This window comes from Cellvibrio zantedeschiae, from assembly GCF_014652535.1.
GTDB lineage: Bacteria > Pseudomonadota > Gammaproteobacteria > Pseudomonadales > Cellvibrionaceae > Cellvibrio > Cellvibrio zantedeschiae.
Map to the genome: position 1 here is coordinate 25,510 of NZ_BMYZ01000004.1, position 24,841 is coordinate 50,350.

At 46.7% G+C, this 24,841-nt stretch carries 23 protein-coding genes; 13 read left to right on the forward strand and 10 right to left on the reverse strand.

Annotated elements, in window-relative coordinates:
- Nucleotides 1–14: 14 nt before the first annotated feature.
- A complete protein-coding gene (locus IE104_RS16890) occupies nt 15–845 on the forward strand; it encodes a 3-keto-disaccharide hydrolase (RefSeq protein WP_189420712.1) in 831 nt (276 codons plus the stop codon).
- 68 nt (nt 846–913) lie between these two features.
- Here the strand turns inward: IE104_RS16890 and IE104_RS16895 are convergent, their stop codons facing one another.
- Complete coding sequence (locus tag IE104_RS16895) at nt 914–4,393, reverse strand: HEAT repeat domain-containing protein (protein ID WP_189420714.1); 3,480 nt, start codon at nt 4,391–4,393, stop codon at nt 914–916.
- A gap of 229 nt (nt 4,394–4,622) precedes the next feature.
- On the opposite strand from IE104_RS16895, the gene IE104_RS16900 reads away from it, so the two are divergent.
- Nucleotides 4,623–4,844, forward strand: a complete 222-nt coding sequence (locus IE104_RS16900) for a DUF1161 domain-containing protein (RefSeq protein ID WP_189420716.1) — start codon at nt 4,623–4,625, stop codon at nt 4,842–4,844.
- A gap of 53 nt (nt 4,845–4,897) precedes the next feature.
- Here IE104_RS16900 and IE104_RS16905 read toward each other — a convergent pair whose 3' ends face one another.
- Nucleotides 4,898–5,227, reverse strand: coding sequence for a Dabb family protein (locus IE104_RS16905; RefSeq protein WP_189420718.1), 330 nt, complete (start codon nt 5,225–5,227; stop codon nt 4,898–4,900).
- Between the two features lie 143 nt (nt 5,228–5,370).
- Nucleotides 5,371–7,278 carry a 1-deoxy-D-xylulose-5-phosphate synthase gene (gene dxs / locus IE104_RS16910; protein WP_189420720.1) on the reverse strand — a complete coding sequence of 636 codons (1,908 nt, stop codon included), beginning with the start codon at nt 7,276–7,278 and terminating at the stop codon, nt 5,371–5,373.
- Nucleotides 7,279–7,455: 177 nt separating this feature from the next.
- Here dxs and lgt point away from each other — a divergent pair, with 177 nt between their 5' ends.
- From lgt to hemW, 4 genes are read left to right on the forward strand one after another with little or no spacing between them, the layout of a single operon-like run.
- Complete coding sequence (lgt, locus tag IE104_RS16915; protein WP_189420722.1) at nt 7,456–8,319, forward strand: prolipoprotein diacylglyceryl transferase; 864 nt, start codon at nt 7,456–7,458, stop codon at nt 8,317–8,319.
- Nucleotides 8,316–8,912, forward strand: coding sequence for an XTP/dITP diphosphatase (locus IE104_RS16920; RefSeq protein ID WP_189420724.1), 597 nt, complete (start codon nt 8,316–8,318; stop codon nt 8,910–8,912). Before lgt ends, IE104_RS16920 begins: the two co-directional genes overlap by 4 nt.
- Before the next feature lie 19 nt (nt 8,913–8,931).
- Complete coding sequence (locus tag IE104_RS16925) at nt 8,932–9,483, forward strand: DUF3465 domain-containing protein (protein ID WP_229838060.1); 552 nt, start codon at nt 8,932–8,934, stop codon at nt 9,481–9,483.
- 52 nt (nt 9,484–9,535) lie between these two features.
- On the forward strand, nt 9,536–10,723 hold the full coding sequence (gene hemW / locus IE104_RS16930) for a radical SAM family heme chaperone HemW (protein ID WP_189420726.1): 1,188 nt from the start codon (nt 9,536–9,538) through the stop codon (nt 10,721–10,723).
- An 89-nt stretch (nt 10,724–10,812) separates the two neighbouring features.
- Here hemW and IE104_RS16935 read toward each other — a convergent pair whose 3' ends face one another.
- The 5 genes from IE104_RS16935 to IE104_RS16955 form a co-directional block, all read right to left on the reverse strand.
- Nucleotides 10,813–11,670: a UDP-2,3-diacylglucosamine diphosphatase gene (locus IE104_RS16935; protein ID WP_189420728.1), complete on the reverse strand. Its 858-nt coding sequence runs from the start codon at nt 11,668–11,670 to the stop codon at nt 10,813–10,815.
- 145 nt (nt 11,671–11,815) lie between these two features.
- The gene (locus tag IE104_RS16940; protein ID WP_189420730.1) at nt 11,816–12,046 is read right to left on the reverse strand and encodes a hypothetical protein; all 231 of its coding nucleotides are present in this window, start codon (nt 12,044–12,046) and stop codon (nt 11,816–11,818) included.
- Nucleotides 12,047–12,142: 96 nt separating this feature from the next.
- On the reverse strand, nt 12,143–12,928 hold the full coding sequence (znuB, locus tag IE104_RS16945; protein ID WP_189421161.1) for a zinc ABC transporter permease subunit ZnuB: 786 nt from the start codon (nt 12,926–12,928) through the stop codon (nt 12,143–12,145).
- Nucleotides 12,921–13,712 (reverse strand): ATP-binding cassette domain-containing protein, encoded by a 792-nt coding sequence (locus IE104_RS16950; protein WP_189420732.1) that lies wholly within the window; start codon nt 13,710–13,712, stop codon nt 12,921–12,923. The genes znuB and IE104_RS16950 overlap by 8 nt, the downstream gene beginning before the upstream one ends.
- A 3-nt stretch (nt 13,713–13,715) precedes the next feature.
- Complete coding sequence (locus IE104_RS16955; protein ID WP_189420734.1) at nt 13,716–14,210, reverse strand: Fur family transcriptional regulator; 495 nt, start codon at nt 14,208–14,210, stop codon at nt 13,716–13,718.
- A 32-nt stretch (nt 14,211–14,242) separates the two neighbouring features.
- Between IE104_RS16955 and IE104_RS16960 the strand changes: the two genes are divergently transcribed.
- The gene (locus IE104_RS16960) at nt 14,243–15,193 is read left to right on the forward strand and encodes a zinc ABC transporter substrate-binding protein (RefSeq protein ID WP_189420740.1); all 951 of its coding nucleotides are present in this window, start codon (nt 14,243–14,245) and stop codon (nt 15,191–15,193) included.
- Here the strand turns inward: IE104_RS16960 and IE104_RS16965 are convergent.
- Nucleotides 15,164–15,448 (reverse strand): hypothetical protein, encoded by a 285-nt coding sequence (locus IE104_RS16965; protein WP_189420742.1) that lies wholly within the window; start codon nt 15,446–15,448, stop codon nt 15,164–15,166. The two genes, IE104_RS16960 and IE104_RS16965, sit on opposite strands and share 30 nt — an antisense overlap.
- A gap of 1,003 nt (nt 15,449–16,451) precedes the next feature.
- On the opposite strand from IE104_RS16965, the gene polA reads away from it, so the two are divergent.
- The 3 genes from polA (at nt 16,452) to IE104_RS16980 (ending at nt 21,185) form a co-directional block, all read left to right on the forward strand.
- Nucleotides 16,452–19,265 (forward strand): DNA polymerase I, encoded by a 2,814-nt coding sequence (gene polA / locus IE104_RS16970; protein WP_189420744.1) that lies wholly within the window; start codon nt 16,452–16,454, stop codon nt 19,263–19,265.
- 30 nt (nt 19,266–19,295) lie between these two features.
- Nucleotides 19,296–20,168, forward strand: a complete 873-nt coding sequence (locus IE104_RS16975; protein ID WP_189420746.1) for a helix-turn-helix transcriptional regulator — start codon at nt 19,296–19,298, stop codon at nt 20,166–20,168.
- A gap of 165 nt (nt 20,169–20,333) precedes the next feature.
- Entirely contained in the window at nt 20,334–21,185 is an 852-nt protein-coding gene (locus IE104_RS16980) for a hypothetical protein (protein ID WP_189420748.1), read from the forward strand.
- 420 nt (nt 21,186–21,605) lie between these two features.
- Here IE104_RS16980 and yihA read toward each other — a convergent pair whose 3' ends face one another.
- On the reverse strand, nt 21,606–22,259 hold the full coding sequence (gene yihA, locus IE104_RS16985) for a ribosome biogenesis GTP-binding protein YihA/YsxC (RefSeq protein WP_189420750.1): 654 nt from the start codon (nt 22,257–22,259) through the stop codon (nt 21,606–21,608).
- 250 nt (nt 22,260–22,509) lie between these two features.
- Between yihA and IE104_RS16990 the strand changes: the two genes are divergently transcribed.
- The 3 genes from IE104_RS16990 (at nt 22,510) to IE104_RS17000 (ending at nt 24,769) form a co-directional block, all read left to right on the forward strand.
- On the forward strand, nt 22,510–23,211 hold the full coding sequence (locus IE104_RS16990; RefSeq protein ID WP_189420752.1) for a c-type cytochrome: 702 nt from the start codon (nt 22,510–22,512) through the stop codon (nt 23,209–23,211).
- A gap of 176 nt (nt 23,212–23,387) precedes the next feature.
- The gene (locus IE104_RS16995; RefSeq protein WP_189420753.1) at nt 23,388–24,041 is read left to right on the forward strand and encodes a thiol:disulfide interchange protein DsbA/DsbL; all 654 of its coding nucleotides are present in this window, start codon (nt 23,388–23,390) and stop codon (nt 24,039–24,041) included.
- Between the two features lie 98 nt (nt 24,042–24,139).
- Complete coding sequence (locus IE104_RS17000) at nt 24,140–24,769, forward strand: thiol:disulfide interchange protein DsbA/DsbL (RefSeq protein WP_189420755.1); 630 nt, start codon at nt 24,140–24,142, stop codon at nt 24,767–24,769.
- Nucleotides 24,770–24,841 lie beyond the last annotated feature (72 nt).

Here is a 24,841-nt window from a genome sequence, read left to right on the forward strand (position 1 = left end):
GGGATAACACGAATATGAAAGTTTACCGAGCTTACAAAACACTTTTGGCTACCTTGTTGGCGACAGCGGCCTTTTCCGCTGCAGCTGCGAACAAACCCGCGCAAGAAGAGTGGGTGGATTTATTCAATGGAAAAGACTTAAGCAATTGGACTATAAAGTTAAAGGGCTACCCTGCGGGAGAAAATGCTTTTGATACTTTTCGTGTAAAAGATGGGCTCTTGCAAGCTCGCTATGATAAATACGAAACCTTTGGGAACACCTTCGGGCATATCTTTTCCAACAGCGGGCCATACTCCCATTATAAATTACACGTGGAATACCGGTTTGTGGGCGAGCAAGTTAAAGATGGTCCGGGCTGGGCATTACGCAACAACGGCATTATGTTTCACACGCAATCGCCACAAAGTATGGCGGTGGACCAGGATTTCCCGCTGAGCATGGAGTACCAACTCTTGGGTGGTAATGGCAAAGATGCACGCTCCACGGGCAACCTCTGTACTCCATCTACCCAAGTGGTTATTAAAGGCGAATTGCGTAAAGATCACTGCATGAATTCTACTAGCGATACTTTTCATGGTGATCAATGGGTGACTGCGGAATTGGTTGTGCATGGCAGTGAGTTGGCGCAGCATTTTATTAATGGCAAATTGGTATTTGAATATAATGATTTGCAGAAGGATGATGGCACCCCCTTGGAAGGAGGTTTTATTGCCTTGCAAGCAGAATCCCACCCTGCAGATTTCCGTTCAGTGCGTATATTAAATCTCAAAGGCTGCATGGATAAAAAAGCGAAAAACTACAAATCTTATTTTGTAAAAGATGACGCTAAAGCTTGTAAGTATTAATCAATGTAAACCGAAAATAAAAAGCCCCGCCAGTGATGAGCTGGCGGGGCTTTTTTGTTTCTACAATATTAATGACCTTCTATTGTTTCTGCTTTGAGTGTCGAAAGATAAGCCACCAAATTCCGAATTTGCATACGGTCCAACAACAGATTCATAGGCGGCATGCCTGAGGTGCTGGTTTCAATTTTAGCGATATCAGTGCGATTAAGTTTATGGGTTTTATCCTTACTGCTAATAGTAATTGTGGATTCGGTTTCCGCATCAAATGTACCTTCAATACGTTCACCGGTTTTTAGCACTGCAGTGATTTGACCGAACCCGGGTGCGATGCGCGCCGATGGGCTAACCAATGCCTCCAGCATTTGCTCGCGCGATATACGGCTGGCAATGGTGGTAAGCTCCGGGCCCACGCGTGCACCATTGACTCCCACCATATGACAGCGCACACATTGCGCCATATCGCTAAAGCGGAATAAATTTCTTCCTTCCATTGCATTGCCACCCATTAGAGATTCGCGGTAAACCTCCAGAGGGTCATTGGCGTTTTTACTTGCTTCGTAGGTTGCAACTATTTGCTTTAATTCGGCGGAATCCATTTTTTCTGCAGCAAAAATTAAATCAAGTTGCACTTCTCGAGCAATTTTTCCTGCAATTAATTTTTGCAATTGTTGTTTAAATACTGCAGTGGCTTCTGGCGATTTAACATTGGCGAGAGACGTATAAGCCGCTTGTTGTTCGCCCACAGTGCCGTTTTGTAAAAGTAACTCGTGCATAGATACAACTTGCTGCACAGGCAAGTTCAATTCAGGCAATAACCTTAAGGCAGACATGCGCACTGATTGATCCTTATCTTTCATTGCAGCAAAAGTGACTTTACTCATGTCGCTCACATTAAATTTTTTCAGTGCATTTAATGCGGCAATACGAACGGCTGGATCAGAATCCTGGGAAAGTATTTTGATCAGGTTGTCGTTAGTCTCTTTCACATTAAATTCGGCAAGGGCGTTGATAGTTGCCGCGCGAAATTTTCCGTCCTTATCCGCTAAAAGATTTTTATAGGCGCTAGCCAAAGCGCGCTGCGCATCTTTAGCGTCGTGAATTGCTGCGCCACGATTTTGGCCGGTAACACGGTCAAAGTCAGATGATTTAGCCCACACTGACAATGTATTTATGGCTTCGGCGCGCAGGGTTGCATCAATATTTTTTTGCTGGGCAAAGCGTACCAAGCGTGAACTATTTTCTGCACTGTTATTTGCACCGGTTGCATAAAGGTTGGCATTAATGACACGACGCAAGAAAGGTTCATTGGTAAACCTTGGTGCATCCAATAATTTTGCCAACGCAGGTAATGCGTCTGTTACAAAATTATCATCGCTAATAGCGCGTGCGGCATTGGTAACTACAAATTCGCTAGAATCATTTAGGAACTGTGCGAGCGCTGGGCTCTCCAAACGTTTTAATGCAACTACAGCGGCAATGCGAACGGCTTCAGAAGGGTGGCTTGCTAATTTCGCTAGTGCATCCTGGTTGCCGATACGCGCAAGTGCTATGGCACCGGCTTGGCGTAAATAAACATCTTTATCGTTGTTAGCTGCGAGCATGGCAACGATTGGTGTTATGGCCGATTCTGCACCCAGGCGGCCAAGTGCTTGCGCTGCAAAAAATTGCACGCGTAAATTACTGTCTGCTAATAGCGGCAATAAATTATTCGTAGCGTTTACCGCTTTCGCATCACCTAATAATTTGGCAGCTTGCGCGCGAATTTCTGCATCTTTATCGCTTAGGAATGGCATTAGCGCTGCCACCTGCGCTTGGTCTTTTCGCGCTAGTTGCCCGAGTCCCCAAAGCGCGTGAATGCGAGCAAGTTGATCTTTTGAATCTTTTGCTACTGCTTGCAATTGTTGCGTTGCTTTACGAGTTACTAATTCTAATTGTGCTTTAGTGCGCACGCGCATATCAGCATGAGAGAGTAGCGCGGTTAATTTAGATAGCGAAAGCGAACCGAAATTTTCTGCAAGGCGCGCCTGGGTATCTTTACGCGCGGCGTTACTCGTGGTTTCCGGCGTATCCAATTTCCAGATGCGACCTTTTTCTTTCAGGTTCCAGCCTTCAACCCAGTCGCTCATATAAAGCGCGCCGTCGGGACCAAAATCAATTCCGGTTGCTAAAATGCCACGGAAAACATTTTGATCTGTGTCGAGTTTAAAAGAGGCGCCTTCAGGTTTTAAGGTGAAGGCATTAACCCCTGCACGTGCAGGCGAGCCGACAAATTCCACCACAAAAAAATGATCCAGCCATTTGTCACTCAGTGCTGTACCGGGGTTGTAAGTCATTCCAGCGGGGCCGGCATGATAAGGTGCAATTGGGGGTAATACATGCGCAGCTTGTCCTTCAAAACGAGGCTTGTAATAACTCTCATCCATCCAGACTTTGTAGGTGTTATTTTTTGGATCTTTGTATTTTCCGAGCTGCCAATTGGTACGCCAGCCACTGTCAGAGCCATCAATTAAATAAACTATGCGTTCGTACTCGCCAACGTGATCGCCATCATTATCAACGCTGATTAAATTGCCAAATTTATCAAACGAAAATTCATGGGTGTTGCGCAAGCCCGCTGCAAACACTTCAAAGTTGCTGCCATCAATTTCGCTGCGCACTATTACGCCCTGGTTAGGGTAGTGCCATTTTTTTCCGGTGCTATCGGTAATGCTGGAACCTACATCGCCCATGTTGGAATAAATTCTGCCATCGGGGCCGAGAATGGCGCCGGAGAATCCGTGCCCGCTAAAACCTATGTGTACACCAAAGCCGGTGGCGAGTGATTTTTTGGTGTCCATGGTGCCGTCGCCGTTGGTATCTTTCAGGCTCCAGAGGTCTGGCGCGACGTTTAAAAATAATTCATCCGTTTGGTTGTGATAATAAAGGCCGCCTGCCACATCGGTCACTTCAGTGTTGAAATCGCGTATTACGGTTTGCGCCGTGTCAGCTCTGCCGCTGCCACTTTTATCTTCCAGGCGCACAACACGCTCTTGCACTACGGCCAAGTCGCGCCAATCGTGGCTGCCATCTTTATTGCGGTCGGGGAATTTGGTGTTTTGCGCACTTTTTTCTGGCGCTAATTCTTCGCGTAAAAATTTACTGCGGTCTTCCACTGTCGTAAATTTCATTGAAGGCTGCTCCCATTTCGGGTAGCCGCGAATATCAAATTCTGAATTGTTGCTGCGCTCGGTAATGGCCGCCCAGACGCGACCTTTGTCGTCCACATTAATCGCAACCGTATCGCTCAGGAGCTTCTCAGAAGCCCAGAGTGTTGCGCTCAAACCGGGGGCTAGGTGCAGGTTTGCTTGCTGCTCAATCTCTTTTGCCGTTTGCGCGGCCTCTTTAGGGGAGATACGGGTGATCTCCAGTGCGTTAGCGGTTGCAGATGCCGGATTCACCTGCGCACCAGGGGCTTTGCCCGAACATCCGCTCATGAGAGCAAGTGACACAAACACGCTCGGGCCAAGAGCGCGATGAGAGAATAAGACGGCTAATATTTTCTGTTTCATGGGTTGCTCACGGTTAATTATGATTATTAAGATTAATGGAAGATGACAGATTATAGGCGAGCAGCGGGCGGTGCATACCAGCTTGACGTTAATTAACACCGCAACCCTTGGTTTAGGCTGGTGCTCCTCAATTTCTGCTGTTTACGGTGAGGGAATTTGTGGATAGTATTTCTGCCGCATGCACCGGTTGTTGTGTGTGCATTACCCTCTGTCTTAAAGGAACTTTGATATGAAAAAGATGATTGTATTTTTGGCATTGAGTTTGGCAGTTGTACCTGCATTTGCAGCGAAAAACTGCGAGGAGTTGAAGTCAGAAATTGCCGCCAAGTTGGATGCAAAAGGTGTTAAGGGTTATACCCTGGAAATTGTTGCGACTGAAGAAGTGAAAGACCAAAAGGTCGTGGGAAGCTGCGAAGCGGGAACCAAAAAGATCACTTACAAAAAAGATTAAGTGATGAAAAGTTTTTAGAAGGGTGGACAGGTTCCACCCTTTTTTATTTCAGATTATTCTGCGGTTTGAACAGAATCATACACAGTCACTTTGCTCCACAAATGTTCACAGTCTGCAATAAACTTTAAATGTGTCGCGTGTGTTTGATAAACATGTTCATCAGCTTCATTATCAAAAAAAGCCAACCAGGAAACGCTATAGCTGTTATCAATAACGCCGCGCTCTTCGGTTGCCGCAGGTGTTGCTATATGAAAGCCTTTGATGGTTTCAATCGTGGTCAGTGTTTTAACGCCGCGAATAAGTTGCGCCACGTCTTCTTTTGATTCTGGATTTTTTAACCAAAAATAAACATGGTGCGATAAATGGGAAATAGTGCCGCTCATAAGATCTCCTTTACGTGATGTATAAAATTGCGAGGGAAGAAACTTAGGGTACGTGAAAAAGAAAAAAGGGCGCAAGCGCCCTTACAAAACTTCTCAAACCAAGGCTCTAGCTATTTCCATTAATCAGGTTTATTAGAGCCCGATTAATTAACGGTTTTTATAGGCTTTGTATTTAATGACTCAAGCAATTTCAATCGCTTGAGGATTGCGGTTTCAATTCCGGGTGCATCCAGGCCTTGCTCAGCAAGTTGCTGGGTGTGGTTGGCGTGATCAACAAAAGTATCCTTCAAGCCAAGATGTAAAACGGGCATCACATAGCCCTTGCTGGCAATATATTCACTCACCGCAGAGCCCGCGCCGCCAGCGATTGCATTTTCTTCCAGGGTTACTATCAAGCTGTGACTGTTGGCCATGCGCTCAATTAATTCTTCATCCAAGGGTTTTACAAAACGCATGTCGCACAAACTTGCATTGAGTTTATCGGCAACTTGTTGCGCGTTGGCGAGCAAAGTACCAAAGCACAAGATGGCCACTTCTTTACCTTCGCGCTTGACGAGGCCTTTACCGATTGGCAGTGCTGTAAATGTTTTTTCAATCGCAATACCTGTACCTGTACCGCGTGGGTAACGTACAGCAGCGGGGCCGGGGAATTGATAAGCGGTGTACAAAAGTTGGCGACATTCATTTTCGTCGCTGGGCGCGGCAATGAGCATGTGAGGAATGCAGCGCAAAAAACTTAAATCAAAACTGCCTGCGTGGGTGGGGCCATCTTCACCGACTAAACCAGCGCGATCAATTGCAAAAGTTACGTCGAGATTTTGCAAGGCAACATCGTGCACCAATTGGTCATAAGCGCGTTGCAAAAAGGTGGAGTAAATCGCCACCACAGGCTTTTGTCCTTCGCACGCCATACCGGCGGCAAGTGTCACCGCATGCTGCTCTGCAATGGCAACATCGTAAAAACGGTCTGCGTATTGAGTTGCAAAATCTACCATGCCGGAACCTTCACACATGGCGGGCGTAATACCCACAAGGCGTTTGTCTTGCGCCGCCATATCGCACAGCCAATCGCCAAAAACTTGTTGGTATTTGGGTTTGTTGGGTGATGAAACGGCTTTTTTCGGTTCGATTTTATTCAGTGCATGGTAGCCAACGGGGTCGAGCTCCGCGGGCTCAAAACCCTTACCCTTTTGGGTGATGATATGCAGTAGCTTGGGGCCTTTAATATCGCGCAGGTTGCGCAAGTAGCTAACAAGATCAATTAAATCGTGGCCATTGATAGGGCCAACATAATTGAATCCCATCTCTTCGAACAGGGTGCCGGGGGACATAAACCCTTTAAAGTGTTCCTCGGTCTTGCGCGCAAATTCCCAGGCGGAGGGAATCTTGGTCAGCACTTTTTTACTGCCTTCGCGCAAGCCGTTATAAAACTTGCTCGCCCAGATTTTGGAAAGGTAAGTCGCCAGGCCGCCCACATTGGGGGAAATGGACATGTTGTTATCGTTGAGGATAACCAGCATATCCGTATCTGTATGCGCGGCGTGGTTCAGGGCTTCAAACGCCATGCCGGCGGTCATAGCGCCATCGCCAATGATGGCGACAGATTTACGGCCATTGCCGTCCATCTCGTTTCCAATAGCCATACCGAGTGCGGCGGAAATTGAGGTGCTTGAGTGGCCTACGCCAAAGGTATCGAACTCACTTTCATCGCGCTTTGGAAAACCAGACAAGCCTCCACCCTGACGTATAGAGTTCATGCGCTCGCGACGCGACGTAAGGATTTTATGAGGGTAAGTTTGGTGGCCAACATCCCACACCAGGCGGTCGGATGGGGTTTCGTAAACGTAATGCAGCGCTATAGTCAGCTCTACGACACCCAACCCTGCACCAAAATGGCCGCCGGTTTGGCCGACACTGAATAGCAGGAATGCGCGCAGTTCGTCCGCCAGCTGGGGCAATAGCTTTTCGTCCAACGCACGCAGGTCAGCGGGGGAATCTATGCTGTCCAAAAGGGGGGTGGCGGGGCGGCTAGTGGGGATCTCGTTGAACATTCGGCGCTTTCGTCTTATAAAAACGTGCATTGTAGGCTTTAGGCGCTAGATTTCCTAGCGCAATTCCAGTTGGCCGCAGGGCGAATTCCCAAAGCTGCGATTGAAAACCTGTGGCAGAATAGCGCGCTTTCCAGGGCGCCGTTCCACTGCGCGTCTGTCATTATCAAAGGATTTCCAATGCTTGTTCATCCCAATCCCGATCCCGTCGCCTTTCATATTGGCTCTTGGCCTGTGTATTGGTACGGCATCATGTACGGCGTGGCATTTTTACAGTTTATTTTGCTGGGCAATCAGCGTATCAAGCAGCCCCATATTGCCGCCCAGGGTTGGACGAAAGAGCAGGTTAGCGACATCATTTTTTACGGCATGATTGGCGTAATTGTGGGTGGGCGTTTGGGCGAGGTACTGTTTTATCGCCCCGCCTATTTTTGGGAGCACCCCATGGAAATTCCCATGACCTGGCTAGGGGGAATGTCGTTTCACGGCGGCTTTCTCGGCGTGGTTGTAGCCATGTGGCTTTGGGCACGCAAACACAAACATGCCATAGGCAACGTTTTCGATTTCATTGCACCACTGGTGCCGCTCGGTTATGCCGCCGGTCGTTTTGGCAATTTTATCAATCACGAATTACCGGGGCGCGCGGCAAGTGCAGATCTGCCATGGGCGATGCAATGGCCCGGTGTTGATCATCTGGTACACCCGTCTCCTCTCTACCAAACCCTTGTGGATGGGGTTTTGCTGTTTGTGATTGTGTGGCTGTTTTCGCGCACTCAAAAACCGCGTTGGGCAACTGGTGCGCTCTACTGCATGTTGTACGGCTGCGCGCGTTTCTTTACCGAATATTTTCGCGTGCCCGATTGGCAAATTGATATTGCCGGCCTGGCTATTTCATCGGGGCAGTTGTTAAGTTTGCCAATGATTGCGGTGGGCGCCGCTGTATTGGTTTGGGCTTACAAATATCAGCCAGCGGTTGAGTCAGTTGATTTAGCAACGAAAGAATCAAAGCAAGAATCAAAGAAAGCGGCGAGAAAAAAGAAATGACAAAAAAAATTGTGCTTGCCAGTGGTAACGCCGGTAAGTTGCGAGAGTTCCAACAATTATTGGCAGGATGCGGATTTGAAGTTGTACCGCAATCCGATTTCAATCTCAGCAATGCAGAAGAAACCGGAACTACCTTTGTTGAAAACGCCATCATCAAAGCGCGCCACGCCTGCCAACAAACGGGCTTGCCTGCAATTGCGGATGATTCGGGCATTGAAGTAGACGCGCTTAATGGTCGCCCTGGGGTTTACTCGGCGCGTTACGCTGGTGAAGGTGCAACTGACGAAGCCAACAACCAAAAACTTTTGCAGGAACTCTCAAATATTCCTGCAAGCCAACGCACCGCTCGCTACCACGCCGTGCTCGCTTACATGCGCCATGCCGATGACCCGACTCCAATTCTTTGCCACGGTACATGGGAGGGAATTATCTTGACCGAAGCTCGCGGTCAAGGCGGCTTTGGTTACGATCCATTATTTTTTGTACCAACACATAATTGTGCCTCTGCAGAATTGGATAAAGCAGAAAAAAATCGCATCAGCCATCGCGGTAAAGCCATGCAGGAATTGTTGCAAAAAATTCCGCACGCTTAAATTTTAATTAGGGACGATCATGAAAAACAAATTGATGTTGTTAATAGTCTTGGCCGGTATTTCCACGGCGGTTTATCGCTTTTTACCCGCCGATCTAAAAAGCCGGGTTGATACGCAGCTACATAAGGTGGCGCAGGTTACTACGCGGGTGTCCGGCGTGCCGAGTGCAGCTGCAAATCCTGCGCAGAAAAAATATGTGCTGGATATTCCCGACACAACTGCGAGCGTACAATCAGGCGAAGCTGTCGATCTTGTAAATGCTTTTATGCAGCATCAAAGCAATGTGCAAGTGCGTGCGCAGGGCAAGGTGATTAAGATTTTGTTTGATGATACCAAAGGCTCCAGGCACCAACGATTTATTGTGCGCACTGAGGCAGGCTTTACAATTTTAATTGCGCACAATATTGATTTGGCGCCACGCATAAATTCTCTCGCAGAGGGTGATAACGTCAGTTTTTGCGGCGAGTATGAATGGAATGAAAAAGGCGGTGTAGTGCACTGGACTCATCGTGATCCACGCGGCCATCACATCGCCGGCTGGATCAAGCACAAGGGCGTTAATTACCAATGATTTTCATAAAGCCGGAACGCAGGCTTTGTCTTTAATATACTGAACTATTTTTATGTCACTTATCTTGCCGCCGCTATCACTTTATATTCACATTCCCTGGTGCATTCGAAAATGCCCTTATTGCGATTTTAATTCGCACCAAGCCAATGATGATATTCCTGAACAGGATTATGTGAACGCATTGCGTTTTGATTTACAGCAAGATGCAGAGTTGGCCCAAGGCAGAAAACTTGCCAGTATATTTTTTGGCGGTGGTACGCCGAGCATCTTTTCTGCAAATGCAATTGCGCAAATTATCAAAGATGCTGAAAATATTATTGGTTTTGAACCTGATATAGAAATAACACTCGAAGCAAATCCGGGAACTTTTGAGCAGGAAAAATTTTCGGGTTTCCGCGCCGCAGGTGTAAACCGTCTCTCTATAGGAATTCAAAGCTTTAATGATGTGCAATTAAAATTGCTTGGCCGTGTTCACGGCCGCGAGGAAGCCCTGCGCGCTGTGGATGTAGCGCGTAAGGCAGGGTTCGATAATATCAATCTGGATTTAATGCACGGCTTACCCGAACAATCGGTTGAAGATGCTAAAGCCGACTTGGCGCAAGCAATAGCCTTAGCACCTGAACATATTTCCTGGTATCAATTAACGATTGAACAAAACACTGCGTTTTATTCTGATCCTCCGATTTTACCTTTTGAAGATACACTTGCTGATATTCAAGATGAAGGCCAATCGATGCTTGCGCAAGCCGGGTACGAGCAGTATGAAATTTCTGCCTACGCCAAAAATAAACAGCGCGCTCGCCACAATATAAATTATTGGGAGTTTGGCGATTATTTGGGAATTGGTGCTGGTGCCCACGGTAAAATTACCCAACCAGAAAAATCCCTCATTACTCGTTTGTGGAAAACCCGTTTGCCCAAACATTATCTGGATTCTGTAACGAGCAATAAAATTTCCACCAATCTAGCTGGCCACCAAAATGTATTTGGTGCGGGTAGTGACATTCTTTCACCATCATCATTGCCACTGGATTTTTTAATGAATGTTTTGCGTTTAAATGATGGCGCACCAGTGAAATATTTGGCCGAGCGAACAGGTCTGGATCTAGGTTCATTGGACCCGCAATGGAATGAGTTAACGCAAAGAGGTTTAGTTGAAGTATTTGAAGGTAAACTACGAACTACAGCACTTGGGCGTCGGTTTTTAAATCGTGTGTTGGAAGCATACGCTGGCGGCTAATAAGATCAAATAAAAATGGAGGCTTATGCCTCCATTTTTTTATTATGGTTGTTGTCCTTATCGTGTTTGTTTTTATGATTTATTGTTGGTTATGCGTGAGCGCTGGCGGTATTAATTTCACCCTCCCAGCGTAAATGATCTGTGTGATGCAATATGCGCATATTGCCTTGGTAATCTTCAATCAGGGCACTACAATTTTCTATCCAGTCACCTGTGTTGCAGTAACGCAATCCATCTTGCTCAAACAGCGCGGGGTAATGAATATGGCCGCAAATTACGCCATCGTAATTGCGCCGCTTTGCTTCACTTAAGCATTCCTGTTGATAGGTATGAATTGCCGCTTTAGCGCCTTTGATATTGCTTTTAATAAGACCTGCTAATGAAAAGTACGGGCGTCCCATCCATTTGCGCAAACGATTTCCCCAACGGTTGATAAACAATAATAAATCGTAGCCGTGGTCGCCTACGATACGCGCGAGCCATGAGTGATTGATGTAAGCGTCCATTGCATCGCCGTGCATAATTAAAAAGCGTTTACCATCTGCACTTAAATATTCGTGTTCATGTTGAATTTCAATAGGGCCGAAATATTGTCCGCAAAAACGGCGCAAGGGTTCGTCGTGGTTGCCGGGTACGTAAATTACGCGAACACCCCGTGCTGCCAATTCGTAAAGTTTTAAAATTACCTGATAGTGTTTTTGCGGCCAACAAAAGCGGCGCTTGAGTGACCAGAGATCAACAATATCGCCCACTAAATAAAGCGTGTCGCAATGAATATGATTGAGAAAATCGAGCAGGTAATCTGCTTTGCAATCGCGATAACCGAGATGCACATCGGAAATCCAAATGGTGCGGGCATTAACGAGCGGGGTTGCAGTGCGGAGTGGAATCGTTGATTCACGTTCAATGGCTAAGGCATTTGACAACACAGAGCTGGATGCATTCATGGGGCGTTTCCATGTGGCTGTTTGCAAAAATTTTTGCAAACTCACATGACGGAAACGCAACATTTATGTGAATTTTTAATGACGACTGATGAGGCGTGCTAGAAAAAATCCAATTCCTTGATGAGTTCAAGCAGCAATAAAACGACTACTGACCGGAAGCAAGACGTTTGGTTTGGGCGCTATCCTGGCGCAACCAGTGCAACACCGCGAAACGGCTTTCCAGCATATCTCTGTAGGTTTGCAGGATTACGGCGTTAGGTTTTTGTTGTTGCTCCAACAGATGCAAGCGCTCTGTTAGAAAAGCGATATCGCCTTCTACCTTGCGTGCTACATCTTCACTGTTATGTTCTACATCGCCTATGCTAAGTCGCGTCATTGATTCTCTCCTGAGATGTCCTTAATTTCGCTCATTATCCTCTGTTTCTGACGCCACTAATAGACGACATTCTCCTCAAGCTTTGTAAGCCAAAGCTCACAAAACCTGTTTTTTGCTCAAGGTCAGTACAAATAGCAAGGTGGCAGCCAGGACGATAGACGGACCTGCCGGGCTATCCCAAAAGTAAGATGCAGCAAGGCCAAGGCATACCGCGATACTACCCAAAAGACTGGCGACTACAGCCATAGCTTCCGGTGTGTGAGTGAGACGGCGGCTGGCGGCAGCGGGAATAATCAGCAAAGCAGTGATAAGCAATACTCCAACGACTTTCATGGCTATCGCAATCACCAAAGCCATCAGCAACATAAGTGCGGTGCGCACCTTGTTTACCGGAATCCCCTCCACTTGGGCCAGTTCTTCATGAACGGTAATGGCCAGTAAAGGTCGCCACAACCACGCCAATGCACCTATAACTGCTAATGAAATCAGCCAAATACTGACGAGATCGACCTTGTTAACTGAAAGAATATCGCCAAACAAATAGGCGAGCAGGTCAATGCGTGTGCCGCTGAACAAACTAACGCACACCAGACCCAAAGCGAGGGTTGAGTGAGACAAAATTCCCAGCAGGGTGTCGGTCGCTAGAAAGCGATTGTTTTGCATGCCGACCAATATGAGCGCCAGTAACAGGCATCCTATAGCTACCGCAAGGTTTAGGTTTACGCCCAATAACAATCCAAACGTAATCCCTAATAAAGCTGAATGCGCCAGGGTATCGCCAAAATAGGCCATGCGCCGCCAAACCGCGAACGAGCCTAAAGGGCCAGCGACAAGGGCTACAGCGATTCCCGCGAGAATTGCGTACAACAGGAAATCAGCCATGGTGATGATGCTCGCAAGAATCGGTACAACCAACATGACCCTGAATCACATTGCCATGAGCGTCATGTTGGTGGTCGTGATGGTGATGATAAAGCGCTACTTGAGGTGTAGCGCCAGCGGTATCGGCAAGACTTGCGCCGAAAAGGGCGAGATAGGCGGGGTCGTTGGTGACTTTATCCGGGTGCCCATGGCAGCAAACATGCTGGTTAAGGCAAATGACCGTATCTGTTGTCGCCATCACCAGATGCAAATCGTGTGATACCAGCAAAACACCGCAGTTGCGCACCTTACGAATATCGTTAATCAGGGCATACAACGCCGATTGACCGCTCACATCAACACCTTGAACGGGTTCGTCGAGCACCAGTAATTGCGGATCGCGCAGCAGGGCGCGGGCCAGTAATACACGTTGGGTTTCGCCGCCGGACAGCAGTTGCATGGGGCTTTTTCCCAGCTTTTGAATGCCGGTTAGCTCTTGAACTTCAGCCAAATTGGCGCCTGGCGGGCCACCCAAAAGTAGAAATCGGTCAACGTTTAAAGGGAGGCTGGCATCAAGCTGGAGCTTTTGTGGCATATAGCCAATACGCAGCTCAGGCGCACGCTCAATCCTTCCTTCGTCGATTTTGATAAGCCCTAAAACACTGCGTACCAGCGTTGTTTTACCGGCTCCGTTAGGGCCAATCAGGGTGACAATTTTGCCTGCTTCCAGCGTTAAATCGGCTCCCTTTAATAAGTGGCGACCGTTGCGAACAACGCTGACGCCCTGTGCGCGTATCAGAGTCATGCGTTAATCCTTGATTGTGCTTTTTTGGCAGCTTGGGCAAAGGCCATTAATTTCTACGCTGTGGCTCGCCAAAGTGAAACCTGCTCCAGCTGCAGCATCCAAAATACTTCTATTCAATGGGGCGTTGTCCAGCTCAACAGCTACATTGCAGCTCTGGCAAATCAGAAAGTGGCTTTGATGTTTTTGTGTCGGCGAGGGGCAACCTATAAAGGCGTTCAAGCTATTAATGCGATGAATTAAGCCTTCTTCCAGCAAGAAGTCCAACGCGCGGTAGACCGTTGGTGGTGCAACCTGGCGAGTTGAGGCTTGCGCGAGCATTTCCATCAGCGCGTAAGCGCCAAGGGGTTTGTGGCTTTGCCAAACCAGTTCCAATACTTGCTCGCGCAAACTCGTCAAACGCACACCGCGCTCATCGCACAACTGGCGCGCAGACTGAATTGCATCGCTAATACAATGACTGTGGTTATGGTGGCTACAGGCTTTGGCGAGGGTGTACATGGTTTAGTATTGAGTAAAAGTAAGGAGGTGTTATGTTACACTATAACCTTTCATCTCACAGCGTTTCACTGGGCGAGCGGGTTAGGATTATGGGTTTCGGGTTTTTACAGTTGGCTGCGACATTGACATTCCTGGTGGTCAGCTGCGCAAGTCAGGCTAAGCCGCTTGTATTATCCAGCCTTAAACCCTTGACCTTGATTGCTCAGGAAATCACGGGTTCAAACGCAGATGTGGATACCCTTCTACCTGCCTCGGCCTCTCATCACGATTACCCATTAAAAGTCTCCGATCATGCGCGCTTGCAAAAAGCTGACGTGTTTTTGTGGATTGGGCCTGAGTTGGAAAGTTTTCTGCAAAAGCCGGTCGCAAATTTGCCGCGTACAAAAATTCTTACCGCCTATGATCTTCCGGGTCTTTATTGGCCAGTAGAAGAGGGCGGTGGCGCGTCGCACGGAGATCATGATCATCATGCAAAAGATCCGCATATTTGGTTGGATCCGCGTAATGCCGTGATAGTCGCGCAGGCTTTAACACAAAAGCTGGTTCAGGTGGATGGAGCGAACGCGGGGAAATATCGTGCAAATCTGCAGATTTTTGTGGAAAAAATGCAGCAATTGGATCGTAGGCTGCAAGCATCTTTAAAGCCGGTGGCCAATGTGGGGTTTGCGGTTTACCACGAAGGTTTTGCGCATTTTGTTAGCCATTATGGCTTGCGCCAGCTAGATTACGTCGCTTTTACACCCGAGCAAAAACCGGGCGCAAAACATATGCACCAGTTACGGGAGCGATTGGCCAAGGAAGGGAAATGTTTATTTTTAGAGCCCTACAACAATATGCAATCTACGCGCGATTTGGCTCAGGAATTACAGTTGCGCCTTGGCACGCTCGACGCTTTGGGCGCACAAGATGTGACCACCTATACGCAACTCCTGGAACAAATGGCGGCGGCTTTCTCAGCCTGCTTGACGAATCGACGTAACTAAAGATGTATGCATTGGGAAGCGCAGTTTAATTCCGCGAGCTGCCAAAGCATCAATTTGACGTTTATTCAATTCCATCACAAACGCGTCGTAAGCAGCGCGGACTTTGCGATCTGAAATCAAAGCGCTGCTTTGCAGCAACTCTAGAATCCCACCTTCGGTGGCTAAACGATGGCGCTCGCCTGTGCTGTGATAGTACTGGCTGCCCAATTGTTGAAGTCGAAAAATAGCAGTTTGCGAAAAAATCAGTGTGTCCATTAGAAGGCTCCTTTGACGATAAACATCATGTTTACTCGGGTAAAAGTAAATTAACTAAAAGCACCCAGAGTCTAGGTTAAATGCTGAGCTAATGTGGCCCCTTCACGTGCCAATTAACAACGAGATGTAAAATTTGTGACCTTGGTAAAAAAATGGCCCTGCGCCGCCATAACAAAAAGATATAACGAAACGCAGAGCCTATGCAGGGTCAAACACGAGGAGAGAAAAACAAATCAAAACAACGATAGAGCAACTACAAAAAACATTACAAAAAAACGGTTTCAAACATTCTCAACACGCCCAATTTCGGCGAGCTGGCTTAAATTTAAATTTGCGCTTTAGCGCTAGGTCTGGAAGTGATGGCTAATAACAGCAGTGATTTCTACACATCAGCTGCACTATTTGAGATCTGTTAAGCAACAGGTCAATCAGGTGCGAATTGCTGCGTGTCACTCAGTATCTGCAGTTGGCAGAGCTGTTAATTAGTATCTACTTCCAGTGCCTCTCCGCGAATGCGGTTTTAGCGTCTTTCTTTTTAGGGAAAAGAAGCTAGTTGGTACATCAACAATTTTTAAAATGGTTGATTCGCTACTGTCAGCAGGATCCAGGGTGCAAACACTGGGGCGGCTAAGAACAATGCGACTAGAGCTGAAGATGACTTTTTCATTTTGCGATTTCCTTTTTGAGGTTAGTTTCGTTACCGAGGTAATTTTGTTACCTCTTGTTACTCATAGTAACACAAAGTTTATTTTTGGCTAGTGTTTTTTACTAAAATTTTTAGAATAAGTTAATAATTATGAGTAATATCAACGTATTGTGATTTATATCTCATGTTTGATGAGGTTGCGCACAATGTGCACAAAAGTAACACAAAAAATGTAACAAACCTGTGTTACTTGCACTTATAGAGGGCTACTGCCAGAAGAGGAGTGCTTTATCGAAGGTCTTTTGGTGTATTCTGCGGCCTAAAATACCTCCTGCTCCTTGTTAAAGACCCAATATCATGGTTTCTCAAACTTCCCCGCTTGTTTGCACTGCACCGCTTGTTCTGGTTGATGGTTCTTCCTATCTATACCGCGCTTATCACGCGTTACCCCCGCTGACTAATTCCAAAGGGCAGCCTACAGGTGCAGTTAAAGGCGTTATTAATATGATGCGCCGCCTTATTAAGGATTATCCCAACAGCCAGATTGCTGTGGTCTTTGATGCAAAAGGCAAAACCTTTCGCGACGACATGTTTGCGGAATACAAAGCTAATCGCCCACCTATGCCTGATGATTTGCGTCCGCAGGTGCAACCTATTTTCGATATTGTCCAGGCTATGGGTTTGCCATTACTGGTGGTGGAAGGTGTTGAGGCGGACGATGTAATTGGTACGCTCGCGCGTCAGGCAACAGAACAAAAATGTGACGTGGTAATTTCAACGGGCGATAAAGATATGGCGCAGTTGGTGAACGAGCACGTCACGCTTGTTAACACCATGACGGAAACTGTTTTGGATATTCCGGGTGTAAATGAAAAATACGGTTTTGGTCCGGAGTTGATGATTGATTACCTCGCACTCATGGGCGACAAGGTGGACAACATTCCCGGCGTCCCCGGTGTTGGTGAAAAAACGGCGCAAGGTTTAATTCAGGGAATGGGTGGTTTAGATGCGATTTACGCAGACCTTGAAAAAGTGCGAACGCTTTCATTTCGCGGCGCGAAAAATATGCCAGAGAAACTAATTGAACATCGCGACATGGCATATCTTTCTTACCGTCTCGCCACAATTAAAACAGATGTTGAATTAGAGCTTGGCCCGGAGACAATTAAAATATCTGCGCCGGATAACGCAAAATTGCGTGAGTTGTTTGAAGATTTGGAATTCAAAGGCTGGGTAAAAGATTTAGGCGATGTAGATACCCAAACAACAGAAACTCTCGCAACATTTGCTCAAGAAGAATCCATCCCTGAACCAATTATTGAAGTTGCTTCATCTGCATTTGTGCCTCCCTTGGCGCCTGCGGAAGTGAAGTACGACATCATCACCGACAAAAATTTATTTGCGGAATGGCTTGTCCGTTTAATTGCAGCGCCCGCGTTTTCATTCGATACGGAAACGACCAGTTTAAATATCATGGACGCAAAAATTGTCGGCATCAGTTTCGCAATTGAAGCTGGTAAAGCTGCGTACATTCCTTGTGGTCATGATTATATGGGCGCGCCGGAACAGCTCCCTGTTGAATGGGTGTTAATGGAATTAAAAACCCTGCTGGAAGACGATAATAAAATTAAAATCGGACAAAACCTGAAATACGATCGTAGTGTTTTGTTGAACTACGGTGTGACTTTGCGCGGAATTGCATTCGACACCATGTTGGAATCCTACGTGTGGAACTCCATTGGCAGTCGTCACAATATGGATGCGCTTGCGGAAAAGTATCTTGATTACAAAACTGTCACCTTTGAAGAATTAGCCGGCAAAGGTGTTAAGCAGTTAGCATTTAATCAATTGCCCGTTGAAGATGCTGGGCATTACGCTGCGGAAGATGCAGACATTACACTACGTTTACATCAATTTTTTTGGCCGCAGCTTGATCAAATTGCGTCATTGAAATCGGTCTTTAATGAAATTGAAATTCCATTGATTCCTGTGCTCTCTCATGTAGAACGCAACGGCGCTTTGGTGGATGCTAATTTGCTCGGCAAACACAGCATTGAGTTGGGTGAGCGTTTAACACAATTGGAACGCAAAGCTTATGAAATTGCGGGGCAGGAATTTAATTTGAGTTCGCCCAAGCAATTGGGGGTGATTTTATTTGAACAGCAAAAGTTGCCCGTTATCAAAAAAACACCTACAGGTACGCCTTCAACCGCAGAGGAAGTTTTACAAGAATTGGCGTTAGATTATCCGCTGCCAAAAGTGTTGATGGAATATCGCGGTCTTGCAAAATTAAAATCGACTTACACTGATAAATTACCGCTTGAAATAAACAAGCGCACGGGTCGTATCCACACGAGTTATCACCAGGCAGTTGCTGCGACAGGTCGGTTATCATCGCAAGATCCTAACTTGCAAAACATTCCAATTAAAACTGAGGAAGGCCGTCGCATTCGCCAGGCGTTTATTGCACCTGCGGGTTTTAAATTGGTCGCGGCAGATTATTCGCAAATTGAATTGCGCATTATGGCGCACTTGTCTGACGATGCCGGTTTGTTAACAGCGTTTGATAAAGGTTTGGATGTTCACCGTGCAACTGCAGCAGAAGTATTTGGTGTAGGTTTGGATTCGGTTACTTCAGAAATGCGTCGCAGTGCAAAAGCCATTAACTTTGGTTTGATCTACGGTATGTCGGCATTTGGTTTGGCGAAGCAATTGCGCGTTGGGCGCAATGAAGCTCAGCAATATATTGACCGTTACTTTGAGCGTTACCCAGGTGTGCAGCGCTACATGAATGAAACGCGCTCGCTTGCCCATGAACAAGGTTTTGTTGAAACTATTTTTGGTCGCCGTTTGTATTTGCCAGATATCAATGCGAAAAATAAAAACTTGCAAATGGCAGCGGAGCGCACAGCAATCAATGCGCCCATGCAAGGTACAGCGGCCGATATTATAAAGAAGGCCATGATCAGTGTTGATGGTTGGCTTCTTAAATCTAATCTCAATGCCAAATTAATTATGCAAGTGCACGATGAATTGGTTTTGGAGGTTGCGGAAGATCAGTTAGATGAGGTGCGCGACGGTGTTATCGCGCGCATGTCGGCGGCGGCGCAATTAAAAGTACCACTGCTGGTTGAAGCTGGTATTGGTGATAATTGGGACGAGGCGCATTAGCAGGCGGCGAATTTTGTCTAGTGGATACAGATGAATCATATTTATTTCGCGCTCTATGTAATTGCATTGCTTGGTGGCGCTTTGTTGTTGCCAGTTTTATATTTTCGCTACAAAACGGCCAAAGCCTTTAACGAAAGTTTTGCAATTTATGTGGTCCTGAGTCTTCTGGTATTTTTGGGTACCTGCACGCTCTACATCGCCGTGAATGTGTCGCCCTATCATTTTTTGTTTAATGTTTTTGTATCTGCTGCGTTCTGCAATATTGCCGCACTTGTTTATTTGCTGCCGCGCCAGCAATACCAATTATTTAATGTCCCTGAAAATCGCCGCCGGGATTATATCTGGCGGGCTTTGTCTGGAGCGGTATTTGTTGTAGCTCTCTTTATGTGGTTGTTACCGCAAGCAATCGCGTTCATAGTTGTTGTGCTATCACTTCTCGCTTTGATTTCTACCCTTATTTATTGCCAGCGTTTGCAAAACCGGTTTTATGCACAGGTTTTTACATCCAACAAACCCAAAGTCGTTGCTCTGGTTCTACCTGTTTTAGGGATTGGTTTAGGGCTGCTCGAGGGGTTTGTGTTCGGTGATGGAGTGGCCAAACGCGGTGTTATCTTAAGTTTACCGATTGTTTATATTTTGCATTGCGCGAGTGTCTGGTGGCTGCGCGATGAATTGTTTCCCTCAACAACTCAAGTGCAGGCTCTCCAGTTGGATCAGCTAACTGCCAAGGAGCGCGAAATCGTTCAGGCCGTACTAAAAGGTTTGAGCAATAAACAAATTGCGGCCGATTTTGGTCTTTCGCCGAGCACGGTTAAAAATCATTTGTACGCGATCTTCAAAAAACTGGGTGTCACCAATCGCTATGCTCTCCTCAACGGATTAGCTACGAAAGGGCAGTCCTGATCACATTAAAAAAGCATCTTATGGAAGGTCTGGGGCAAATTTCCCAGGCTTTTCCTGTCTTATAGGCCTAATTTCCCATAGGCAAATCACTTAATCCCATCGCAAGCTGGCTTCTCTCGCACGCTTATCCAGGTGTAATTGATGTGTTTTGCATTGGAGTGGGTTATGGGATTTTCTTTTGGTGTGTTGTTGCGGTTTATCGGGCTGAGTGTGTGGCATTTTTTGAGCCTTATGATTGCCGCTTTGGTTGTTGGGCAATTTTTAAGTCTTGCGGATCCCGGCACTAAGCCTGCAGAGGTAGGGCCTATCTTCCTGGTAAGCCTTATAGAGACTGCTGCTATGTTTTGGGTGGTAGCAAACTCCAAACTCACAGGCCTACGGCTTTTGTTAGCAAGTATCGTGATTTTTCATGGAACTAAAACCTTATTGATGATGGTGGAGCTGGCATTCTTCCTGAATATTTGGGCAGCGCCGCCACTGATTGGGTTGGAGCGAGTTTTGGCATTGGAGCTTCACGGCCTTTTAATGGCTTGCTTATTTTGCCCGGTGCTTGTGTTGGTGTTAAAAAAATGGGGGCGCGCGAATTTTGTAAGTTCACCCGTTAATCAGAATATAGCTTTGAAAATATTGGGTGTAAGCGTGTTCTATTGGTTGTGCTATTGGTCGGCTGGAAGTTTTATTTTAATTCCCCTGGCGGGCGATGCTTTCAATTTCACTTACGGTCATTTACAGGTGCCCCATTGGCTCTGGTTATTTCAAATGGGGCGCGGCCTGGTGTGGGCATTCATCATTTATTTGCTGGCGAATTATTTAAAATCCAGCGGTTTTCGGCTCTATTTTCAGGTGGGTTTAATATTGGCAGGGCTTAGCGCGGCCCAGCTGCTAAGCCCTAATCCTTACATGATGGATGGCCTGCGTTATGCGCACATCGTCGAAATTCTTGTGTCTATGTTGATTTTTGGAATCTTGGCGGCCTGGGTTTTGCGATTTGAAAAGCCTGTCGATAGTTTGGGATAAAGATTTGCGCAAGCTGATTTTGTAACTTATTGTTTTTGAATGGCTTTTGCGAATGTGCAAAAATTCTGCAAATTTATTTACATTTTGAATGAACTTATTGGAGGGGGCTTAGTCTCAGCTATGTGTGTTTTACTTTCATGAGCTAACTCCTCCCCTAATGGCAATTTGCCAGCTAAGCGTTGAGACCTATGCAAAGCTACCCTGACTTTTAGTCGGGGTTTTTTTTGCCTGCAGGTTTTGTTTTTTTGAACAAAATTATTAGGCGATGAAATCTTTTTATTTATTCAAGTCAGGTTGAACTTATCGCATTTATCGGGGCCATAGTATCAGTAAGTTTTTGCATGGTTACTCCTCTAGTCCCGCTGACGCTTTTCCCCAAGGGTGTCAGCTTTATATCCGGTGGCATGACCACCGGTTTTTTTATTGGGGCTCCGGTAATTCCTCTGTTTCACTCTGCTCGTCTGATTCTGGTGCAAGCCAACCCTGGAGTTTTGCTTTCAAGTCATCGACACCGGTGTTTTTTAAAGATGAGAAAGTTTGCACGCTAACTAAATCCGCCAATCCGGCATTTTTTATCTCTTTTTTGACCGCCATCAAAGCGCTGCCGGCTTGTCCACGGCTTAATTTATCGGCCTTGGTGAGTAGTATGTGCACTGCCATATTGGATTCGGTGGCCCAATTTAGCATGGTGGTATCAAATTCCTGCAGGGGGTGGCGAATGTCCATCAATAGAACCAAACCCTTCAGGCATTGGCGCTCGCGCAAATACTCGGATAAATAGCGCTGCCATTGTTCTTTTTGCTCACGCGACACCTTGGCGTAACCATAACCAGGGAGATCCACCAGGCGCTGGGTGGCGCTGAGTTCAAAGAAGTTAATGAGCTGGGTGCGCCCCGGCGTTTTACTCACGCGAGCCAGTTTGTGGTTATTGGTAAGCGTATTAATGGCGCTGGACTTACCAGCGTTGGAGCGGCCGGCAAAAGCAACTTCAATCCCCTCTTCCGGGGGGCACTCGCGAATACTGGGGGCGCTTAATGTGTATTTGGCCTTGTGGAAGTTAATCGCAATGGTCATAAAAGCCCTTCAAATTGGTGTGTTATTAGCACGATGGTATATAATGCAGCATGCCCTTCTGCGGATTAATGCTTGCTGGAACAAAAGCTTGGATGTCCGGGACTCGAGATCTAGCTCAAGCTCTAGAAAGGTAAACAGACAAGCAGAATATGGATGGCCGGCATTGTAGCCTGATGCTATCCCTAAGCGAAATAAAATGACCTAAGCACTACATGCGTGCTTACAACACAATCGAATGACAGGTTTGCCAATGAAATATCTTGTAAAAAATGCACTTTTTTCGCTGGGTTTAATCGCAATTGCTCATGGTGCTTATGCATCAGCTGGTGCAAAAGTGACTGGTGACGCTAAAGCGGGCCAGGCTAAAGCAGCAGTGTGCGGAGCTTGTCACGGAGCTGATGGTAACAGTGCAGCCCCAAATTTCCCCAAGCTGGCCGGTCAAGGCGAGCGCTATTTGATTAAACAAATCCACGATATTAAAGCGTGGGATCTTGAAACCAATCCTGCCAAGAAAGCTTCTGCGGGTCGTGCTGTGTTAGAGATGACCGGTATTGTGAGTGGCTTAAGTGATCAGGATATTGCCGATATCGCGGCTTATTTCGCCAGCCAAAATACGCAATTGTCGGGTGCTAAAAAGGCTGAAGTTCAAGTGAACTCTGGCTTGAAAGTGGATGCATTGGAATTGGGCGCAAAAGTGTACCGCAGCGGTAATTTGGCAAATGGTGTTCCAGCCTGTACCGGTTGCCACGCACCAGACGGTAAGGGTAATGCTGCGGCGGGCTTCCCGCGCTTGAGCGGCCAACACCCTGACTATATTGAAAAGCAATTAACTAACTTCCGTGCGGGCAATCGGGTGAACGATGGTGATACGTCTCCAATGCGCACAATCGCTGATAAATTGAGCGATGCGGAAATCAAAGCTGTAGCTAACTTCATTGCAGGCTTGAATTAATCTTTGGAAATGCTCTGGTCATTGCGCTATGAGTAGTAATTGCGATAAAAAGGCGGCCCCGGTCGCCTTTTTTATTGGCTGATAATTGATGGTGAGCTTCAGGGTCAGATAGCCTGGGTTCATATTGCGATCTTTATTCTTGTAAAGCATCTTTCAAAAAGTGTCGGAGTCAATTTATGCGTATTTTTGCAGCCCTGATGGGTGTGGTTTTTTCTGCGACGGCTGCTGCTGCCGAATCTACAGGTTCCTCTCTGATATTTCCCTATCTGGAAGGTAAGGATTATGTGGTGCTGGATACGCCGGTGCCGACCTCATCCCCCAATAAAATCGAAGTTGTCGAAGTTTTCTCTTATCTATGCTCTCACTGCTATCACTTTGACCCTATTCTCAGCGCCTGGATGAAGCAACAGAAACCTGACGTTGCTTTGGTGCAGGTGCACGCTTCATGGAGTCCAGCCATGGAACCCTACCAGCGTGGCTTTTATGTTGCGCAAGCACTGAAAGTGAAAGATAAGGCTCACGCGGCTATTTTTAGTGCGATCCATAAGGATCAAAAAGAGTTAAAGGACGCCCAAGCCTGGGCTGATTTCTTGTCGGTATACGGTGCTAATAAGCAGGCTGTAATTACCGCTTACAATTCCGACGCAATCACCAAGCAGCTCGCACAGGCTAACCAGCTTTTCAGAAGTTACCAAATTTCTGGTACTCCTGAATTGGTTGTGGAAGGTAAATACCGTATTAGTACGCGTTTTGTCGGCACTCAGGAAGATATGCTTAAAGTTGTCCAGTATCTGGTCAACAAAGCCCGTGCTGAACGCGGAGCCAAATAGCCTTTAAATATTTCTGTGGTTAATCAATAGCTGCAGGTTGGAACTTAAAAACAGTGTGGCACTCCTAGCCATACATTTTTCAAGCGTTGGAGTTATATATGCGTATGTTTGCCGCCCTGGTTGGGCTTGTATTGAGTGCATCGGTTGCAGGTGTAAGCGCGGCCGGTTATACCGAAGGTAAAGATTACTCTGTGCTGCCAGAGCAAGTGAAGCCAGCTGATGCGAGTAAAATCGAGGTTGCAGAAGTTTTTTCTTTCCTATGCCCTCATTGCTACCACTTTGAACCCTTGTTGCAGGCTTGGTCCAAAAAACAGCCTGCCGATGTGGTTTTAGTTCAAACGCATGCATCCTTTAACCACAATTGGCCCGCTTACCAGCGCGGTTTCTACACCATATCTGCCTTGGGTGTAAAAGATAAGGTTCAGGAAGCTGTGTTCAGCGCAACCTATGTTGCCAAGAAAGAAATGCTGAACGCAGAAGCCTGGGCGGATTTTCTCTCGCTCTACGGTGTGGATAAGCAAAAAACAATCAGCACTTACAACTCATTTGGTGTAAACAGCCAAATGAAACAGGCGGACAACCGTGTGCGCGATTTCAAAATTAATCAAACGCCTACCTTAATCGTGGATGGCCGTTTCAAAGTGCTGGTTGCTAACCATGAGGAAATGCTGAAAGTCACGCAGTTCCTGGTCGACAAAGTGCGTGCTGAGCGCGCTGCCAAGCGTTAATTCGTTCGCTCTTTAAAAAAATGCCCGCGTCAGCAATGCCGCGGGCATTTTTGTTTCTGCCGGTGATTTTGG